This is a genomic window from Streptococcus parasanguinis (assembly GCF_001074805.1).
Lineage (GTDB): Bacteria > Bacillota > Bacilli > Lactobacillales > Streptococcaceae > Streptococcus > Streptococcus parasanguinis_A.
Window position 1 is genome coordinate 43,959 of record NZ_JUPI01000131.1, and the last position, 19,875, is coordinate 63,833.

At 41.0% G+C, this 19,875-nt stretch carries 14 protein-coding genes; 8 read left to right on the forward strand and 6 right to left on the reverse strand.

The genetic code is table 11. The annotated features are described in order from the left end of the window. Positions 1–65 precede the first annotated feature (65 nt). From ADI76_RS09495 to ADI76_RS09505, 3 genes are all read left to right on the forward strand, one after another. The gene (locus ADI76_RS09495) at positions 66–290 is read left to right on the forward strand and encodes a hypothetical protein (RefSeq protein WP_021154124.1); all 225 of its coding nucleotides are present in this window, start codon (positions 66–68) and stop codon (positions 288–290) included. A 97-nt stretch (positions 291–387) separates the two neighbouring features. After that, entirely contained in the window at positions 388–2,142 is a 1,755-nt protein-coding gene (gene aspS, locus ADI76_RS09500) for an aspartate--tRNA ligase (protein WP_049482684.1), read from the forward strand. A gap of 75 nt (positions 2,143–2,217) precedes the next feature. Continuing rightward, a complete protein-coding gene (locus ADI76_RS09505) occupies positions 2,218–3,159 on the forward strand; it encodes a YitT family protein (protein ID WP_021154122.1) in 942 nt (313 codons plus the stop codon). 28 nt (positions 3,160–3,187) lie between these two features. Here ADI76_RS09505 and pulA read toward each other — a convergent pair whose 3' ends face one another. From pulA to ADI76_RS09535, 6 genes are all read right to left on the reverse strand, one after another. Next, positions 3,188–5,263 carry a type I pullulanase gene (gene pulA, locus ADI76_RS09510; RefSeq protein ID WP_049492689.1) on the reverse strand — a complete coding sequence of 692 codons (2,076 nt, stop codon included), beginning with the start codon at positions 5,261–5,263 and terminating at the stop codon, positions 3,188–3,190. 8 nt (positions 5,264–5,271) lie between these two features. Further along, positions 5,272–6,255, reverse strand: a complete 984-nt coding sequence (locus ADI76_RS09515) for a LacI family DNA-binding transcriptional regulator (RefSeq protein WP_013904333.1) — start codon at positions 6,253–6,255, stop codon at positions 5,272–5,274. Positions 6,256–6,266: 11 nt separating this feature from the next. Further along, positions 6,267–7,079 carry a DUF1189 family protein gene (locus ADI76_RS09520; protein WP_045760038.1) on the reverse strand — a complete coding sequence of 271 codons (813 nt, stop codon included), beginning with the start codon at positions 7,077–7,079 and terminating at the stop codon, positions 6,267–6,269. 144 nt (positions 7,080–7,223) lie between these two features. After that, the gene (locus ADI76_RS09525; RefSeq protein WP_021154117.1) at positions 7,224–8,066 is read right to left on the reverse strand and encodes a sugar ABC transporter permease; all 843 of its coding nucleotides are present in this window, start codon (positions 8,064–8,066) and stop codon (positions 7,224–7,226) included. Position 8,067: 1 nt separating this feature from the next. Then, positions 8,068–9,363, reverse strand: a complete 1,296-nt coding sequence (locus ADI76_RS09530) for a sugar ABC transporter permease (RefSeq protein ID WP_049516104.1) — start codon at positions 9,361–9,363, stop codon at positions 8,068–8,070. A gap of 127 nt (positions 9,364–9,490) precedes the next feature. After that, positions 9,491–10,747 (reverse strand): extracellular solute-binding protein, encoded by a 1,257-nt coding sequence (locus ADI76_RS09535; RefSeq protein WP_049516106.1) that lies wholly within the window; start codon positions 10,745–10,747, stop codon positions 9,491–9,493. A gap of 449 nt (positions 10,748–11,196) precedes the next feature. On the opposite strand from ADI76_RS09535, the gene malQ reads away from it, so the two are divergent. The 5 genes from malQ to nrdI all read left to right on the forward strand — a co-directional run bounded on the left by malQ (position 11,197) and on the right by nrdI (position 19,809). Then, complete coding sequence (gene malQ, locus ADI76_RS09540; RefSeq protein WP_049516109.1) at positions 11,197–12,726, forward strand: 4-alpha-glucanotransferase; 1,530 nt, start codon at positions 11,197–11,199, stop codon at positions 12,724–12,726. Positions 12,727–12,770: 44 nt separating this feature from the next. Beyond that, positions 12,771–15,029, forward strand: coding sequence for a glycogen/starch/alpha-glucan family phosphorylase (glgP, locus tag ADI76_RS09545; RefSeq protein ID WP_023919924.1), 2,259 nt, complete (start codon positions 12,771–12,773; stop codon positions 15,027–15,029). Positions 15,030–15,520: 491 nt separating this feature from the next. Next, complete coding sequence (locus ADI76_RS09550; RefSeq protein ID WP_049516110.1) at positions 15,521–18,349, forward strand: GbpC/Spa domain-containing protein; 2,829 nt, start codon at positions 15,521–15,523, stop codon at positions 18,347–18,349. 427 nt (positions 18,350–18,776) lie between these two features. Then, entirely contained in the window at positions 18,777–19,292 is a 516-nt protein-coding gene (locus tag ADI76_RS09555; RefSeq protein ID WP_049516112.1) for an ABC transporter permease, read from the forward strand. Positions 19,293–19,353: 61 nt separating this feature from the next. Beyond that, the gene (gene nrdI, locus ADI76_RS09560; RefSeq protein WP_049516115.1) at positions 19,354–19,809 is read left to right on the forward strand and encodes a class Ib ribonucleoside-diphosphate reductase assembly flavoprotein NrdI; all 456 of its coding nucleotides are present in this window, start codon (positions 19,354–19,356) and stop codon (positions 19,807–19,809) included. The last annotated feature ends 66 nt before the right edge of the window (positions 19,810–19,875 follow it).

The window sequence follows — 19,875 nt, forward strand, 5'->3', positions numbered from 1 at the left end:
CATTTTTGTGGATAAGTGATAAAAAACAGTGGATAAGTCAGCTGGTTTGTGAAAAGGAGAATAGTGTGAAAAAAATTTGGTTTTACGCAATCGTTCAGGGAATTGTGATCTTTTTTATTGTGGGTGGCATGACCTATGTGCTTAGGGGAGATTTCTTTTTCCGCTACCTATCCCCTATTTTTGGACTAGCAGCAGCTGTCTTGCGATTTGGGACTGCGACTTTAATGAAGGTGCTAGCACCCACTCTCTATGATGATCCCAAAAAGAAAGAAGAGAGCCACGATAACTAAAGAAGTTGCTGACTGAAAAAGTTGAGCTAAAGGCCACTTTCTGCTGGTCTTTATGGTAAAATAGAAGGAAGAATATTAGTTTGGAGATTAATTAGAAATGAAACGTTCAATGTATGCTGGACGTGTTCGTGAAGAACACATTGGAACTCGTATTACCTTGAAAGGATGGGTTAGCCGTCGTCGTGACTTGGGTGGTTTGATCTTTATCGATCTACGCGATCGCGAAGGAATCATGCAATTGGTGATCAATCCAGAAACAGTTAGTGCAGAAGTGATGGCTACAGCTGAAAGCATCCGTAGTGAATATGTTGTAGAAGTGACAGGCCTTGTAGAAGCTCGTGAACAAGCCAATCCAAACTTGCCTACAGGAGCAGTAGAACTCAAGGTAGAAGCTATTACGGTTCTCAATACTGCCAAAACAACACCATTTGAAATCAAGGACGGAATTGAAGCCAATGATGATACCCGTCTTCGTTACCGTTACTTAGACCTTCGTCGTCCTGAGATGTTGGAAAACCTCAAACTCCGTGCAAAAGTAACCCATTCAATTCGCAATTACTTAGATGAATTAGAATTTATTGATGTGGAAACACCGTTTCTTTCTAAGTCAACTCCAGAAGGAGCACGTGACTACTTGGTTCCTTCCCGTGTCAATAAGGGTCATTTCTATGCCCTTCCACAAAGTCCTCAGATTACAAAACAATTGTTAATGAATGCTGGATTTGATCGCTATTATCAAATCGTGAAGTGTTTCCGTGATGAGGATTTACGGGGAGACCGTCAACCTGAGTTTACACAGGTCGACTTGGAAACCTCTTTCTTGAGTGATCAAGAAATCCAGGATATCACAGAAGGCTTGATTGCACGTGTCATGAAAGAAACCAAGGGAATTGAAGTAACACTCCCATTCCCACGGATGAATTATGATGATGCTATGGCCTTGTATGGTTCAGATAAACCAGATACACGTTTTGAAATGTTGCTACAAGACTTGACAGAGCTTGTCAAGGGTGTAGACTTCAAAGTCTTCTCAGAAGCTCCAGCAGTTAAGGCGATTGTTGTCAAAGGTGCAGCGGATCATTACTCTCGTAAAGATATCGATAAATTGACGGAAGTTGCGAAGCAATACGGTGCAAAAGGTCTTGCTTGGGTGAAATATGCTGAAGGTGCTTTGAACGGTCCTGTTGCGAAGTTCTTGACAGACTTGACAAGTGACTTGACAGCTGCTTTACAGTTAGAAGACAAAGATCTAGTTCTCTTTGTAGCAGATACTCTTGAAGTAGCCAATGCAACGCTTGGTGCTTTGCGTGTTCGTCTTGCGAAAGAGCTTGACTTGATTGACAACAATCAATACAACTTCCTTTGGGTAGTGGATTGGCCAATGTTTGAATGGTCTGAAGAAGAAGGCCGTTATATGTCTGCTCACCATCCATTTACACTCCCACAAGCTGAAACAGAGCATGAATTGGAAGGAGATCTTTCAAAAGTTCGAGCAATTGCCTATGATATCGTCTTAAATGGCTATGAATTAGGTGGAGGAAGCCTACGGATTAATCATAAAGATTTACAAGAACGGATGTTTAAGGCACTTGGATTTACAAAAGAAGCTGCCAATGAACAATTTGGTTTCTTGTTAGAAGCAATGGATTATGGTTTCCCACCACATGGAGGATTGGCGATTGGATTAGACCGCTTCGTGATGCTTCTTGCAGGGGAAGATAATATTCGGGAAGTCATTGCCTTTCCTAAGAATAACAAGGCGACAGATCCAATGACACAAGCTCCTTCTGTCGTTTCTGAAAAGCAATTGGATGAGTTAAATCTTCAAGTAGAAGTAGCAGAGCAAGAATAGGACAAGAGAGAAAAGGGAAAGTCTAGGAATCAGTTGCTCTAAAATTTTCCTTTTCTTCTAATCGATGGATTGAAAATGAAAAAAACTCGCTTTCATAAGCTATTTCGCTATCATGTGCGACGACTAGCTTATAACATTAAATTATTGCGCGTGCTGAAGAGCATCTCCCGTGAGAAATACGATGAAAAAGTGTCAGCTTCCTTGCTGTATGGTTTTCTATCAGCGATTGCCGTCAACTTCTTCTTTCAACCAGGACATGTATACTCCAGCGGTGCAACAGGGCTAGCTCAGATTTTATCTGTTCTGAGCCAACGCTTTATTGGCTTTACGATTCCCGTTTCCTTGACCTTTTATGCCATCAATATCCCTTTGATGATTGTGGCTTGGTATCAAATTGGCCATAAATTTACCATCTTTACCTTTATTACGGTTTCGATGAGTTCCCTCTTTATTCAGTTCGTGCCAGTGATTACGTTGACCAACGATCCGATCATGAATGCCCTATTTGGTGGGGTTGTCATGGGAACAGGGATTGGTTTTGCTCTTCGGAACAACATTTCCAGTGGGGGAACGGATATTGTCAGTTTGACGATTCGAAAACGGACAGGAAAGAATGTCGGCAGTATCTCCTTTTTGGTCAATGGGACCATTATGTTGATCGCTGGTCTGACCTTTGGTTGGAAGTATGCTCTTTACTCTATGATTACCATCTTCGTATCGAGTCGAGTAACGGATGCTGTCTTTACCAAGCAAAAACGGATGCAGGCAATGATCGTAACGAGCCAGCCGGATGCCATTATTGAAAAGATTCATAAAAAATTGCATCGTGGAGCAACCATTATCCACAATGCAGAAGGAACCTATAACCATCAGGAAAAAGCGGTTCTGCTGACAGTTATTACGCGTGCAGAGTTTAATGAATTCAAATATATTATGAAAAAAGCTGATCCTCAGGCTTTTATCACCATTTCAGAAAACGTTCATATCATTGGACGCTTTGTAGAAACAGAAGAATAAAAATAAGGTCACCACATTGTGGTGACCTTTATTTTGTTGATTCAGTTTCGTGGAGAAGGAGCCAACTATGGGCAGGAATAGAAAGTTCCTTTCCTTTAGGAATAGGCGCTTGGAGGTTGGCATGAGGATAGGCAAATAACAGCTGGCTATCGCTCGGATGTTGATAGGTCTTTTCTTGATCACCGATATTGACGAGAATCGTTATTTTTTCACGATCTTTCTCAATCGTGTAGATCAAATGATGATCAGACAACCATTTGACATCACAGTAGTCGCGAATCTCTTGCCCTTTTTTCAAACGAAGGAGTGGCTGTGATTTCCGATAAGCAATCAATTCTTCAAGAAAAGCAATTTCTTCTTGGCATTTTGAAAGGGATGTCCAGTCCAATTGGTTGAGACTATCTGGCAAGTTATAGGTGTTGTCTTCGAGCCCTTTTGTGCGGTAAAATTCTTGACCAGCATGGATAAAAGGTACACCTTGGGATAATAATACCAAATGAAGAGCGAGACGTGAGAGAGCTTTTCGCTCCTCTAGACGAATCTCTTCTTTTTCAAGTTGGAAATAATCAAAAACAGTTGCATTGTCATGGCATTCGACGTACTGAATGGCTTGTTGAGGTTGGATGAAATGAGCAGGTCCTACTTTCCCGACATTTGCTGTTAGGATATTAGAAAAATCATTGGCTGGATGTTGACTATCACGACGGTGATCGGCTAAGAGTGTTCTCTTGACCGTATCCCGGAAATTATCACTGAAAAAGCCAAAATCTGGTAATCGTTTTGAGTTGTACTGGTGAGCGAGCTGGTCTTCAGAGAGGCCTGTATCCATCTTCCACCCTTCGCCATAGAGATAGACTTTAGGATAGATTTCACGGAGCTCCTCTGCAATCTCTGTCATGGTTTGAATGTCTAAGATTCCCATCAAGTCAAAGCGAAAACCATCAAAGCCGTAGAGGGAAACCCATTGCTTGAGGGATTGCTTGATATAGTGTCTTACCATGGAACGTTCACTTGCGACATCATTCCCACAGAAGGTTCCATTGGTCCGCTCTCCTTCTGCATTATAGCGGTAGAAATAACCGGGTACGATTTGTTCAAATGCATACTCATCGGCCTGGTAGACGTGATTGTAGACCACATCCATGATAACACTAAGATTAGATTGGTGATAGGTTGCAATAGCATCTTGGAGTTCCCAAATCCGTGCATAAGGATCGTTGGGGTCACTGGCATAACTACCTTCTGGAACATTGTATTGGACAGGATCATAACCCCAGTTGTAGGCTTTCCATTGATTCTCTTCATCAACACTACCGAAATCATAGACAGGAAGTAACTGTACATGGGTAATGCCAAGTTTTTGAAGGTAATCAAATCCAAGGATCTGACCATTGAGTTGAGGCGATTCTGTCAACCCTTTAAACTTACCAGGGTGTTTAAAGCCGGCCTCTTTTTGGACAGAGAAGTCCCGAACGCTCATCTCGTAGATGATTGCTTCTGTCGGGTCTAATTGACGAGCAGCACGTGTGATAGGACGTGTAATCTTCTTCCGGTCGATGACCAAGCTGTCTCCAGAGTTGGCCAAAGAGGATAGAGCATAGGGATCGTGAATCCGACGTTCTAGGCCATTGACACGAAATTCATAGTGGTAGGCAGCTCCTTCCCAATCCCCTTTGAGCAAGAGTTTCCAGACACCGTTTTCTGTACGTGTCATCGGATAGATCTGATCTTCGATATGGAGACTCACATCTTGCGAAATCGGTGCCCAGAATTTAAATTGCGTCTGATTTGGTGTGTAAAAACTTCCTAAATCTTCTCCACTATAGGTGAAGGTTTGATCGAAAATGGGTTTGCGAACGATGTTTCGATAGTGGAGTATAGAAGAATTTCCAGTAGCATCGTAGATGGTGTACTCTTCTCCGAGTTCAAGTGGAATAGGGCTTAAGAAATAGTCTCCTGTGTCAGTCGCTGCACTTGACGTTTTGACAGGGATTAAGGCAAGATAACCTTGGTTCGTTTTCAAATAAAAAGGAAGGATATGCTCCTCTCCCTTTTGGATACGAATGAGGTCTTGGTCATCTAAATAAGCAGTAAATGTAGACATAAAGACTCCTAGAGTTTCGTAATGGTATGGTCAATCAATTGACGGTAGCAGACGGTTTTTCCTTCTTTGTGATCCTTGATAATTTGTAGAATTGTCCGAACAGACTCACGTCCGAGTTCCACTGCATTGATGTCAATATAGGCTTCAATATCGAGTCGTGGCTTAATCGAATCAAAGGAAATAATCGGGATTGTCAGCTGGTGTTCTAATAGGTATTGGCGCACCCCTTCAGCAACGAGAATATCGGTTGTCATGATGGCATCTAACTCTGCTAGGGGAAGGCTCTCCATCATTTGATAAGAATTGTCTTCCAACATAAAACCAAATGAGAAATGAACCAGTTTTTCATCGAGAGGAATCCCTGCTTTTTGGAGGGCTTCTTTATAACCTTCGTAGCGGTCTTGAGATACGAACAGTTCTTTGTTTCCCCCGATAAAAGCAATTTTTCGGTAGTTTTGTTGAATGAAATAATCCGTCGCATCAAATGCAGCCTTGATATTATCATTATCCACTAGCGATACAAAAGGTGAAGCTGCCTTTCCGAGAATGAGGAAGGGGAACTTGTCTTTGATCGCAAATTCAACGAGGGGATCATTCGGGTTGGAATAAAGGAAAATCAAACCATCTACACGATTTCCGTAGATGAGTTGTTTGAGGTTGTCGAGCCGCCGTTCTTCATTTTGCCCCGTACAGATTTGGATGGCATAATCATTGTCTGACGCGATCTGGGTAATCCCTCTTAAAACAGTTGGGAAGAAAGGATTCTGGTAGAAGACGTCACTGTCGATTGGTAGGACCAAAGCAATGACTTGACTAGATTGGCTGACAAGGCTGCGAGCATTAAGATTGGGATGGTAGTCCAATTCGACCATGGCCTCACGGACACGTTTTTTTGTTTCATCACTAATCGTGGATTTGTTTTGGATGACGCGCGTGACAGTTGAAGGCGCGACGCCAGCGAGTTTCGCCACATCTTTGATGGTAACACGCATGAGAAAACCTCCTAGCGGTGATAGTCTGGATCACGGAAGTGGGTCTTATAAAATACCATAGCAAGATAGAGTACAAATAAGACATTTTGGATCATGATCGTCGTAGTAAATACTTGATGGAATAGTAAACTGATGAAGACACTCAGTAAAATAGGGAGTCCCAAGCAATTCAGAATACAATTGAAACATTCCTTGAAAGTTTGTAGTGAAAAGAGTCGAGATTTTCGTGTCAAGTAGAGGAAGAAAGATGCCCCTAGGATGAGAATCAAATAATTGACTGTCGATAAGAAGCCAGAGAAAATCACGAGAAAGAGACTGACAGGGAGTCGATTGTCGCGAAACCAATCGCTAGAGATAGCTTGAGTGAAGCTTTTTTTATCCCGAAGGCTCTCTTGATTAATAGCCTGGTATGAGACTGTAGCGAGTTCTTTATTCTCTTTTGAGATAATCAATTGTTTGCGATCAAAATGGAGTGTTAACTCCTTGCCTTCACTAGCCTTTGCCTCTTGGCCTAAGATAACCTGTCCTTTTGAAGTCTTGTGTACAGGGTTAGTCCCTGTATAGGTGAGCTCTTGGTCTTTGATCACGACGTGTTCTTGGATATCTTTCATAACGTCTGTTGATAAAGGATCAAACACATCGCTGACAAAGGTTGTCAAAGGATAGGTTTTGAGTTGAGCATTTTGCAGAGCCACAGGTAATAGTGTGATAGAGATTAGAAAGAAAGAAGTAAAAATCATTTGGAACCAGCTCAGTTTTTTGCGGTTTGCAAAAGAAGAGCGGAAATTGAAGATACTTGCGAAATAATTAAAAGGATAGGGCATAAGATGACCTTTCTAAACATAAGAGTATCAGAAATGCAAAGAGAAATCTCTTTGCATTGATTTTATTCTTAACGAAGGGTAGTAAAGCATCCACCATACTACCCTTAACTTAAAAATAAAATGTGCTTGAAATAAGATTCTATTTTATCCTTTATCTCCACCAGCTGTCAAGCCTGAAACAAAGTTCTTTTGTAGGAAGAAGAATAAGATACAGATTGGAACCGCGATCAAAATAGCACCGGCTGCAAAGAAGGCGATTTTTTGATTTTTTTGGTCACTGATAAAGGTTTGAAGACCAACGGCTACCGTATAGTTCACTTCGTCACGAAGCAAGAATTTAGACAAGATATAGTCTCCGAAAGGCCCCATGAAAGCCCAAAGTGCTTGAACGGCAATCATTGGACGAACAAGAGGAAGGACGATTTGCCAGAAGCGACGGAAGTGTCCAGCTCCATCCAATTTCGCAGATTCATCGAGAGAAATTGGAACAGTATCGAAGTATCCCTTCATCAACCAGGCATTCATTGGAATACCACCACCAACATAAAGGAAGATCAAGAACCAAGGTTGGTTCAAGGCATTCAGCATCAAAGCCATAACGAAGAAGGCTGTGAGGGCTGCCATGGTTGGGACCATTTGAATAATCAAGAAGAAGACCAAACTTTGTTTACGCGCCAAGAAATTGTAACGGCTGTATGCGTAACCTGCGAAGGTAACGATACTTGTTTGTACAATCATGGTGATAATGGCGATAACCAAGGTGTTCATATACCAAGTGCCATAATGAGTTTCAGAGAAAAGTTTTGAGAAGTTATCAAAACTAAGATTGCCACTAAAATCAAGTGTAAAGGCACTGACATTCCCTGATTTGAAGGCTGATAGAACCGTAATCAACAATGGATAAATGATAACGATTGAAAGAACCACCATGTACAGGTAAGTCAAGAAATGATTGAGGCGGCGTTTAAATTGAACTGAATTTTTCATTTTATACATCCTCCATATCAAATGCATGTAGTTTCTTGAAGGCAATCATAGAGATTGAGATCACAATCACAGAGATAATCAAGGTTACCGCTGCGGCCATTGAATATTGAGGAGAAGAATTGGTTGTCAACTTGTAGATCCATGAGATCAAGATATCTGTAGATCCGGCGTTTCCTCCGACAGAACCAGGTCCCCCATCGTTAAACAAGTAAATGATGGAGAAGTTATTAAAGTTGAAAGTATATTGACTGATCAAAGTTGGAGCTGCAACAGCCATAATCATTGGGAAAGTGATGCTGCGGAATTTTTGCCAACCGTTGGCACCATCAATATAAGCAGCTTCGTAAAGATCGTTTGGAATAGATTGAAGAATCCCTAAAGTCAAGACGTAAATGTAAGGGAAGCCGAGCCAACCTTGCATCATAATCAAAGCAATTTTTGTCCAAGTAGGATCTGTTTTCCAAGGAATCAAAATGCCATCTAAGAATGGGAAGATCTTCGCAAACAATGGGATAACTTGTGCATTGATGGCACCGACACTATCGTTAAACATATTTGAGAAAGTTAAGATAGTGATGAAGGCTGGAACAGCCCATGGGAGCAAGAAGATAACCCCAAAGATTCGTTTTCCTTTTACGAATGGTTGGTTTGCAACAATAGCGGTCAAGATACCGAGTACGATTTGAAGAGTAGAAGCTGCGAGTGCCCAAATCAAGGTCCAGCCAAGAACAGATGTAAAGGCTGAGCGGAAGGTGCTCAAGGTCCACATATTAGTGAAGTTTTGGAACCCGATCCAATCAAGCAAGGTTGTTGGAGCGGTATGTTTGAAGTCGTAGTTGGTAAAGGCGATCATCAAAGTTACTAAAACTGGGAAGATAATCGCAAATGTCATAGCAATGTATGAAGGAATGATCAATAAATATGGGAAGCCATTTTCATAGATGGCTTGAACCATTTCTTTTCCAGTTTTTGGAACAGCAATGCCATTGTTGATACGTTTTGCAACGGTTCCAGCATCCTTAATATTTAAGGCATAAAATAGGAAGTAAACAATGGTAATGATCAAGTGGAAGGCGCCACGAATCAAGATAAAGAGAGAATTATCTTGTCCACGGACGGTTCCAAGTGTAACCAATTTCGCTAATTCTCCAGCTCCGATTCCTAGGAAATAGGCGAGAAAGAGAACAGTTACGGCAAGAAAAATATAGCCTTTGGTTTTTTGTTTGTTATAAATTTGCCCAAGACCCGGGATCAAAGAGAGCCACATAGCCTTTTTAGGGTTTTGTTCTGTAGTCATTCAAATCTCCTTATAATGTCCTTGCTAGAGAGCAAGAAGACAAGTCAGACAGTCAGTTGTGCTTGAAAATTGAACATAAGAGGTTGGGACCTTGTCTCCAACCTCTTACTCACACCTAAAAACTGTCTTATTTGCTACCGAATTTTTGTTCGATGGTTTCTTTAATCAATTTCACTGCATCGTCAGCAGATGCTTTTGCAGATTTTTTACCACTTACAGCATCGAAAAGCATAGTAGCAGCTGGATCCCAAACAGCACTCATTTCTGAGATATTTGGCATTGGTTGAGCATTCTTGAATTGATCAACAACGGCAGTTGTCAATTCATCGTTTTTGCTAACCGCATATTTACGAGCTTCGGTGTTGGCAGGAACTTCATTGGTCTTGTCAAACAAAGCTTTTTGTTGATCAGTACTTGTCAAGAAGTCAATGAATTTTTGAGCGCCATCAAGGTTTTTCGCACCTGCAGGGATAACCCAAGCTTTACCACCACCAAAGGCAGAGTATTGTTTTCCGTTTGGAAGAGTTGGAATCGTTGCGACACCGTAGTTTACTTTAGCTTCTTTCAATGAAGCAGCTTTCCAAGGACCATCGATGATAGCAGCTGTTTTACCTTCTTGGAATTGTGTTTGGATGAAGTTAGCAGCACCTTTTGTATCTTGCAAACCTTTTGGCCATTTAGCATACCAAGTTTTTGCATATTCGATACCATCGATAGAACCTTGGTTGTTCAATCCAATATCTTTAGGATCTGTACCGTCTTTACCAAACACATAACCGCCGTTACCTGAAAGTAAACCGTAAGTGTAGTAGAAGTTTGTCCAGTCAGCTAAGAAGGCAGTTGTTTTACCAGGTTCGCTAGCGAAGTCGTACTTGCTATCTTTTGCAAGATTGTCAAGATCACCAAATGTTTTTGGAGCTTCGCTTAAAAGATCTTTGTTATAGTAGAGAACCAATGTTTCGATGACAGCAGGTGCACCGTAAACTTTACCACCGTTTGTTACAAGAGCTTCAGTTGTTTTATCTGTATGGCTATCTTTGTTTAATGTCACTTCAGCCAATTGACCATCGCTACCAAGACCACCTACACGGTCGTATGGAGCCATCATTACGTCTGGAGCTTTTTTAGATTGGTTATCAAGAGAAAGGTTATCCAATCCACCAAGAGCATCACCAGTCTTGATGTTAACTTTTACGCCATTTTCTTTTTCAAAAGCTTTTGCAGCTTCTTCAACATAAGATTTGTAGCCTTTGTCTACATAGACGTTGATTTCTTTACTTGCCTCAGAAGAACCTGATGAGCTATTGCTACAAGCAGCAAGTAAGAAGCCGGCAAAACCAACTGTACCAAGTACAGCAGCACTACGTAAAATTGTACGTTTCATGATTTATTCCTCCTAAAGAATAAAAAAAGATAATAATTAGAAACCGTTTTAGACAAACGTTTTCCTAAAACGTCTTAAGTATATCACAAGGCGAAAACGTTTGCAAGTAGTTTTAAACAATTTTTTTAAAAATATTTTAATTCCGAACTTTCTTCTATAAAATGCATCAAATTTGTTGACATTAGCCAAAGGAAAGAATACACTAAGGGGGTGAGGACATTCTGAAAAAAGTTAAAAAAGTTTTTAAGAAATCCCTTGCAGAAAATAGGGAAAAAGTTTATAATAACATGGTACGCAAACGTTTTCGCAAAAATTGCGTAAACTGAGTTGCGCCTGTTCGATTTTTAACAAAGAGTAGAGCCGCTTGAGAGCTGGATACGACTCTGCAACGATACCCATACCGTGCACCGAATCGCAGGCTTCAAAGAAATAAAAAAAGGTGGTAACCCATGAAAAAACGTCAAAGTGGTGTTTTGATGCACATTTCTTCCCTTCCTGGACAATACGGGATCGGATCATTCGGTCAATCAGCATATGATTTTGTTGATTTCCTCGTTCGGACCAAGCAACGTTACTGGCAAATCTTGCCGCTTGGTACAACTAGTTATGGAGATTCTCCATACCAATCTTTCTCAGCTTTTGCTGGGAACACTCATTTTATTGATTTCGATCTTTTGATTGAACGAGGTTTGTTGACAGAAGCAGATCTTAAAGGAGTGGACTTTGGTCAAGATCCTACTCAAGTGGATTATGCAAAGGTTTTCGAACAACGTCGTCCCTTGCTTGAAAAAGCAGTTGCGAACTTCTTGAAATCAGGTGATCAAAAAGAATTCCAAGCCTTTTGCGAAGCCAATGCTTCTTGGTTGGAACTATTTGCAGAATACATGGCTATCAAAGAACACTTTGATTTAAAAGCCTGGACAGAATGGCCAGATGCAGCTATTCGTGCACGTGAACCAAAAGCTTTGGCTCAATACCGTGAAGAATTGGCGGATCAATTGACTTACCATCGTGTGACTCAATTCTTCTTCTTCCAACAATGGTTGGCCTTGAAAGCTTATGCCAATGACCATCACATTGAAATCGTCGGAGACATGCCAATCTATGTAGCGGAAGATTCAAGTGACATGTGGGCGAACCCTCATCTCTTCAAAACAGATAAAAACGGGAAAGCGACTTGCATCGCAGGATGCCCGCCAGATGAATTCTCAGCAACTGGTCAACTTTGGGGGAACCCAATCTATGACTGGGAAGCAATGGACAAAGATGGCTACCAATGGTGGATTGAACGCTTGCGTGAAAGCTTCAAGATCTACGACATCGTGCGGATCGACCACTTCCGTGGTTTTGAGTCTTACTGGGAAATCCCTGCTGGATCAGATACAGCAGCACCAGGTAAATGGGTTAAAGGTCCTGGCTACAAACTCTTTGCAGCTGTGAAGGAAGAGCTCGGTGATTTGAACATCATCGCTGAGGACCTTGGCTTTATGACAGATGAAGTCATCGAACTTCGTGAAAGCACTGGCTTCCCAGGAATGAAGATTCTTCAATTTGCCTTCAATCCGGACGATGAAAGTATCGATAGCCCTCACTTGGCACCAAACAATTCTGTGATGTATACAGGAACACATGATAACAACACAGTTCTTGGATGGTACCGCAATGAAATCGACGATCCAACTCGTGAGTACCTTGCTCGTTATACTAACCGGAAAGAGTACGAATCTGTACCGCATGCGATGCTTCGTACCGTCTTTGCTTCCGTCAGCTTCATGGCGATTGCTACGATGCAAGACTTGCTTGAGTTAGATGGCTCAGCTCGGATGAACTTCCCATCTACTCTCGGTGGTAACTGGTCATGGCGAATGACAGCGGATCAATTGACTCCAGCTGTCGAGCAAGAATTGCTTGATTTCACTACGATCTATCGTCGTGAAAACAAAGACTTGAAAAAAGAAGTTAAGAAAGCAAAAAAATAATCTTTCCCCCTATTAAAATTGTTGAAACAAAGGAGACTCCCAACATGGAATCATTACAAAAATATGTGATTGATCATCATCAAAAAACAATTGCTGAATGTTCAAATGAAGAATTGTACATTGCCTTGCTAAATTACACCAAGCAAGCAAGCGCTCAAAAGAAAATCAATACTGGTAAGAAAAAAGTTTACTACATCTCAGCTGAGTTCTTGATCGGTAAACTCTTGTCTAACAACTTGATCAACTTGGGTCTTTACGACGATGTTAAAAAAGAATTGTCAGATGCTGGTAAAGACTTGATCGAAGTCGAAGAAGTGGAATTGGAACCATCACTTGGTAACGGTGGTTTGGGACGTTTGGCAGCCTGCTTTATCGACTCTATCTCAAGCCTTGGTTTGACAGGGGATGGGGTTGGTTTGAACTACCACTTTGGTTTGTTCCAACAAGTCCTTAAAAACAACCAACAAGAAACGATTCCAAACGCATGGTTGACTGACCAAAGCTGGCTCGTTCGTTCAAGCCGTAGCTACCAAGTGCCATTTGCACACTTCACATTGACTTCTACCCTTTATGATATCGATGTCCCTGGTTACAAGATTGATACCAAGAACCGTTTGCGTTTGTTCGACTTGGATTCAGTTGATTCATCTATTATTGAAGATGGTATTAACTTTGACAAGACAGATATCGCTCGCAACTTGACCCTCTTCTTGTACCCAGATGATAGTAACCGTCAAGGGGAATTGCTCCGTATCTTCCAACAATACTTCATGGTATCAAACGGTGCACAATTGATCATCGACGAAGCCATCGAAAAAGGAAGCAACTTGCATGACCTTGCTGACTATGCTGTTGTCCAAATCAACGATACTCACCCATCAATGGTCATCCCTGAATTGATCCGTCTTTTGACAGAACGTGGTATTGGAATGGATGAAGCCATCTCTATCGTTCGTAGCATGACGGCTTACACTAACCACACAATCCTTGCAGAAGCCCTTGAAAAATGGCCACTTGAATTCTTGCAAGAAGTGGTTCCTCACTTGGTTCCAATCATTGAAGAATTGGACCGCCGTGTTCGCGCTGAATACAAAGATCCAGCTGTTCAAATCATCGATGAGAATGATCGCGTACACATGGCGCACATGGATATCCACTATGGATTTAGCGTAAACGGGGTAGCAGCACTTCACACAGAAATCTTGAAGAATTCTGAGTTGAAAGCCTTCTACGACATTTACCCTGAAAAATTCAACAACAAAACAAACGGTATCACATTCCGTCGTTGGCTCATGCATGCCAACCCAACCTTGTCACACTACTTGGATGATATCCTCGGACGTGACTGGCACCATGACGCATCTAAATTGGAAGACCTTCTTTCTTATGAAGATAAAGATGCAGTCAAAGCAAAATTGGAAAACATCAAGTCTCACAACAAACGTAAATTGGCTCGTTTCTTGAAAGACCATCAAGGTGTGGAAATCAATCCTAACTCTATCTTTGATACCCAAATCAAACGTCTCCACGAATACAAACGTCAACAAATGAACGCTTTGTATGTGATCCACAAATACTTGGACATCAAAGCTGGAAATATCCCTGCTCGCCCAATCACTGTTCTCTTTGGTGGTAAAGCAGCTCCTGCCTACACCATTGCACAAGATATCATCCACTTGATCCTTTGCTTGTCTGAAGTGATTGCAAACGATCCAGCAGTAGCTCCACACTTGCAAGTGGTGATGGTTGAAAACTACAACGTAACTGCTGCAAGCTACTTGATCCCAGCTAGCGATATTTCTGAGCAAATCTCTCTTGCTTCGAAAGAAGCTTCAGGTACTGGTAACATGAAATTCATGTTGAATGGTGCATTGACACTTGGTACGATGGATGGAGCCAACGTGGAAATCGCTGAATTGGTTGGACGTGACAACATCTACATCTTCGGTGAAGATTCAGAAACTGTAATCGATCTATATGAGAAATCAGCATACAAATCAGCGGACTTCTATGAACGTGAAGCTATCAAACCATTGGTAGACTTCATTATCAGCGATGCCGTTCTTGCAGTTGGTAACAAGGAACGCTTGACTCGTCTTCACAAGGAATTGATCAACAAAGACTGGTTCATGACTCTTCTTGACTTGGAAGACTACATTGTCACCAAAGAACGTATGTTGGCTGACTACGAAGACCGTGATGCATGGTTGGATCAAGTCATCGTTAACATTGCTAAAGCAGGATTCTTCTCATCTGACCGTACGATCGCTCAGTACAATGAAGATATCTGGCACTTAAACTAATCATTAGTTGTTAGACCAAGGTTCTTAGGACCTTGGTCTTTTTCATTTCTTGTTATTTGGGAAGAAAAAGGAAGGAATTTAAAGAATGGACACTTCTGTAAACAGTGTTGTTTTTTTGAATTTTTCCGATCCGGCAGGGAAAAAATTACATAATTTTTTATTTTAACCTTCAAATCTAATCTATTGGTATAAAAAAATACTTCCCCTAAAAAAGCCTTCCGGTGAAATTTATAAAAAGAGAAACCGGGATGAAAATCCTTGAAAATAAAGGATTTTTCACAGGTTCTTACATATATTTTCAACTAAAAGATGAGGAAGGTCCGTAAGGTTTGGCGTTTCAAGTTGTTATATCTTTAAAGTAAAATAAAAAATTAAATAGACAAATATTTAAAAATGGTTGATTGTGATACAATAGAGTTAACTGGCAGTAGCATATTTTTGCCTCTACAGTGAGATTTTTTTAAACATAAACAAAAAGGAGAGTTTTGAAAATGAAAAGCTATCGTGAACATGTTTCGAAGCAGGAAAAATTTTCAATTCGTAAGTTATCAGTCGGTGTTGTTTCATTGGCCATCGCTGGATTGGCTACTGTTAATACCTACGGAGCAGAAGTGAAAGCAGATGAAGCAACAGCGCCTGCAACTGAAGCGACTACTACGGATACAGCAACAAGCGATGCAGCTGTTTCAACAAGTTCTAAGTTGACATCTACAACTGTGACAGAAGGAAATAAAACAGTTACGACGACTTATGTAGAATCACCAGAACTTGAAAAAGCAAAAGCTGATGCGGCTACAGAAGGTGTGACCGTTACAGAAGAAGCTGAAAAAGTCCAACCATCTATCGCAGCAGCAGAAGCAGATAATAAAGCTCAAACAGCTGAAATCAACACAGTAGTTGATAACTACAAAAAGGCAAAAGCGGAGTATGAAGCAAAATCTCAAGAAATCACATTGATTGAAAAGAGAAATGCAGAAGCAGAAGCGGCTTACAAGAAACAAGTAGAAGACTACAAAACCCAACAAGCAGCTTATGATAAAGCTTTAGGAGAGTACAATGCTAAAAAGGCAGCCTACGATGCTAAAGTAGCAGAAAAAGCAGCAGCAGATAAGGCCAATGCAGAAGCAAAAGCTAAGTATGAAGCAGAAATGGCTGTTTACAATACAGCGAAAGCGCAATACGATAAAGATTTACAAGAATACCAAACTAAGAAAGCGCAATACGATAAAGATAAAGCAGCTTATGATCAATTGGTAGCGAAGAAGGCAGAAGAAGATGCTGCTAAGGCTCAATACGAAGCTGATCTTGCAAAATACAATGTAGAAAAAGTACAGTACGAAAATGATTATATTGCTTATCAAAAGAAATTAGCTGAATACGAAGTTGCCAAAAAACAATATACGGACGCGAAACAAGCATACGACAAATATATGACAGACAATGCGTATGCTGACCTTAAAAATGTTTCAACTGTTCAAGATTTGACCTTCCAACGTGAAGGTGGTGCAACTCACACCATTGACGGCATCAGCACTTATCTTACTCGTGATGCTCAAGCTCGTTTAAATACAAGCAATGTCCATCAATATGATTCTAATAAATTGGAAGCTTCAGATATTGTAGCAACTAGTCCTTGGGCCAATAATGAAACTGAGTACATTCAAGTGAAAGAAGGCGATAAATTTGTCGTTACTTATGATAACTTGAATCAGTCCAGCATGCGTGAAAATACGGATATGCATCCAATCAAACGTGTGATTTACCGTTATGAGATTTTAAGTCTTCCATCAAATGATGGCAAAGGGATTGCAGCAGTCAACGCAGATCCAACGGTAACCATGACAGTGGGTGCTTCAACAGACCAAGACAAACCTGTTAAGGTTGCTGTCGATGTTGAATTCTATGATGGTGATGGCAATAAATTTGATTTGACTCAACGCAATGCCATTGTCGCTTTGAACTCGCTCAACCACTGGACAGGTGCTTCCTATGTCGATAGTGGAGACAAACCTCGTGCCCTTACAGTAGAAGCCAAAGATAAAGATGGCAACACTGTTCGTGGAACTTGGGATCCATATGCAGATGGTTCATCCATGAGCATTGAAAACAATGAAGTGAAGGTTAAAACAGGAAAAGCAGACTTTGGTACTGCAACTGTTTCCATTTCAGCAGACAACCCTCTCAAAATTGTGACTCAGAAATATGGTTATGTTAAAGATGACACAGGTAAATGGGTTCCTGGTACGACACCTGAGAAGGAAGAAGTAACGGATGCGTTAACTGTAAATGCTTCGGGTTCAGGAAGTGTTCATTCTATTGGTACAGAAGAATTTACCTTTGAAGGTAAGGATGATGTTATCGGATCATACAAAGTAGATGCAACTACAGGTCAAATTACGTTCACACCTAAGAAGAAATTTGAAAACGTGGAACACCAAGAGTCTGTAAATGTTGGAAATAATAAATTTATTCCAATTCCAAACTCAAGTGTTTCTTATGATGCTGCTACTAAAGAAGTGACTTCCTTTAAAGATAACCAATATATTGAACATGGATCTGTCTTTAACGGTGAATCTTCAACAACTCTTGAAGGTTGGGATAATCCATCTTCTCCATACCTCTATTATGGTGGAGCAGGCTTGAAGATGTCAGATGGACACTTAGTCTTTACGGCTAATGGTGCCAATGCGGCTGGTCAACCAACGGTTTATTGGTTTGCCATCAACTCAAATGTAGGTCTTCCTAAAGAGCCAGGAGAAGAACCGAAAGAGCCAACAAAACCAACAGAACCAAAGGCTCCAACTCCACCAACGATTACAGTGGAAAATCTACCTGCAGAGCCAACGAAACCAGAAGAACCTAAATCACCAACTCCGCCAACAGCACCTAACTACACTGTGATTACGGTCGATGTGGAGGAACCAAAATCACCAACTCCACCAACAGAGCCAACCCCACCGACTCCTGAAGTTGTTCCAAATACGAATCCGGTGAAACCGGAAGCTGAAGTGAAATGGCATAAGAATAAAGTGGTAACGGAAACAGATATTCCAACCCCACCAACGCCAGTTCCTCCAACTCCACCAACACCATATAACCCACCAACACCAATTGTTCCACCTACACCAATCGTTCCACCAACTCCAGAGGTTCCAACCGAACCAACTCCTGAAGTTCCGGAACAGCCTGTACAACCTGCGCAACCACAAACACCTGCGCTTCCAAATACAGGTACAGAAAGCTCAACTGCAGCTGTTCTTGCAGGTGCGATGGCTGGATTGCTTGGATTGGGTCTTGCACGCAAGAAAAAAGAAGATTAATTCTTCGTTCTTTCGTCCATTCATCTAAATAAAGAAAGTCAGAAGGCAAGTCCTTCTGGCTTTTTTGATGGGAGTGATGACCAAATAGTTGAGAAATAGAACAGAATAGTTTTTGGATAAGGAGAGGAAATGGCTTTTATAGACCAAATCGTGTCGAAATGAAGCAGAATAGAAATGGATGACACAAGAAGAAGAGAATGAGGTATACTGGTGGTGTTCGAATGAAAGTTTATAGGACTCCGTTATATCTCTAATCATTCCAATGATACAGTTGTGATGTCTTTTTCATCTTTTGCACACATTATTTTCCAAATGAATTTCATTTGAACGTATCAGTGATCAGGCAAGTGCTTCCACTGTTTTGAGGCGCTTGCCTTTCTATCTGTATCGCGATATAATAGGGTGTAAGAAATGAAAAGGAGTTTGTATGAAAAAGAAACCTATCTATCTTTACATCCTGTTATTTTTCTCTACGGTTGGAACCCTGACTTCAGCTGTCTCAACCTTTGGAGCTTCAAAGAGTTTTGAGCTGACAGATGATTTTGCGAAACAACTTGGTTTAACAACGGCTCAAGACAAGGCGGACTATGTGACATATTATGAGAAATCAGCCCAACTCAATCAGTCTCCACTAACCTTTTTATTTGTTTCCCTGATTCTGATTGCCTTACTGGCAACTTTCTATTTCCTCTTTATGAAGCAGGATCTGTTAACAGCCCATTATACTTACATGGGGCAGATTTTATTAAGTCAAGCCTTCTCTTGCTATAATTATTTTGCAGGGCGTCCGCTATTGGCTAGTTTTTCAAACCCGTCCCTTCGTCAACGATATCTAGCATCTTCGTCCATTGCTTTGTTGCTCTTGACTGCTTTATCTCTTCTCTTCCTTGGAATTGTTTTGTATAAAACCTTGCGTTTGAGAAAAGCTCAAGCTACGGCATAATAGATAAGTTTGAATGGAGCTCTCTTAGAGGATAAGAGAGCTTCTTGATTGGAGAAAAAAGATGAAAGTATCCTTTGTTTATATTAGTCTGAGTGGGAATACAGAGAGTTTTGTCCGCCGCTTAAGTGACTATTTGCTGGAAGCCCATCCCGGACTTGAAATCGAGAAAGTGCATGTGAAAGACATGGTCAAAGAGGGCCAGTCCTTCTTTGAAATGACCAATCCTTTTATCACTTTTTTGCCTACCTATTTGGAGGGTGGAAATGGTGTTGACAATGGCGATGTGGAAATTTTGACGACAGATGTTGCGGATTTTATTGCTTATGGAGACAATGCCAGCAAGTGCTTAGGAGTGGTTGGATCAGGCAATCGGAATTTTAACAATCAATATTGTTTAACCGCTAAGCAATACAGCCAACGCTTTGGTTTCCCCATGTTAGCCGATTTTGAAATGCGGGGGATGTTGGGAGATATTAAAAAAGTAGCCGCCATTGTAGAAGATTTGTATCATCTTTAAAATAAAGAGAGTGGGACAGAAATCGGTAATTCGTTAGAATTCGATTTCGTCGTCCCACCTCCGCAC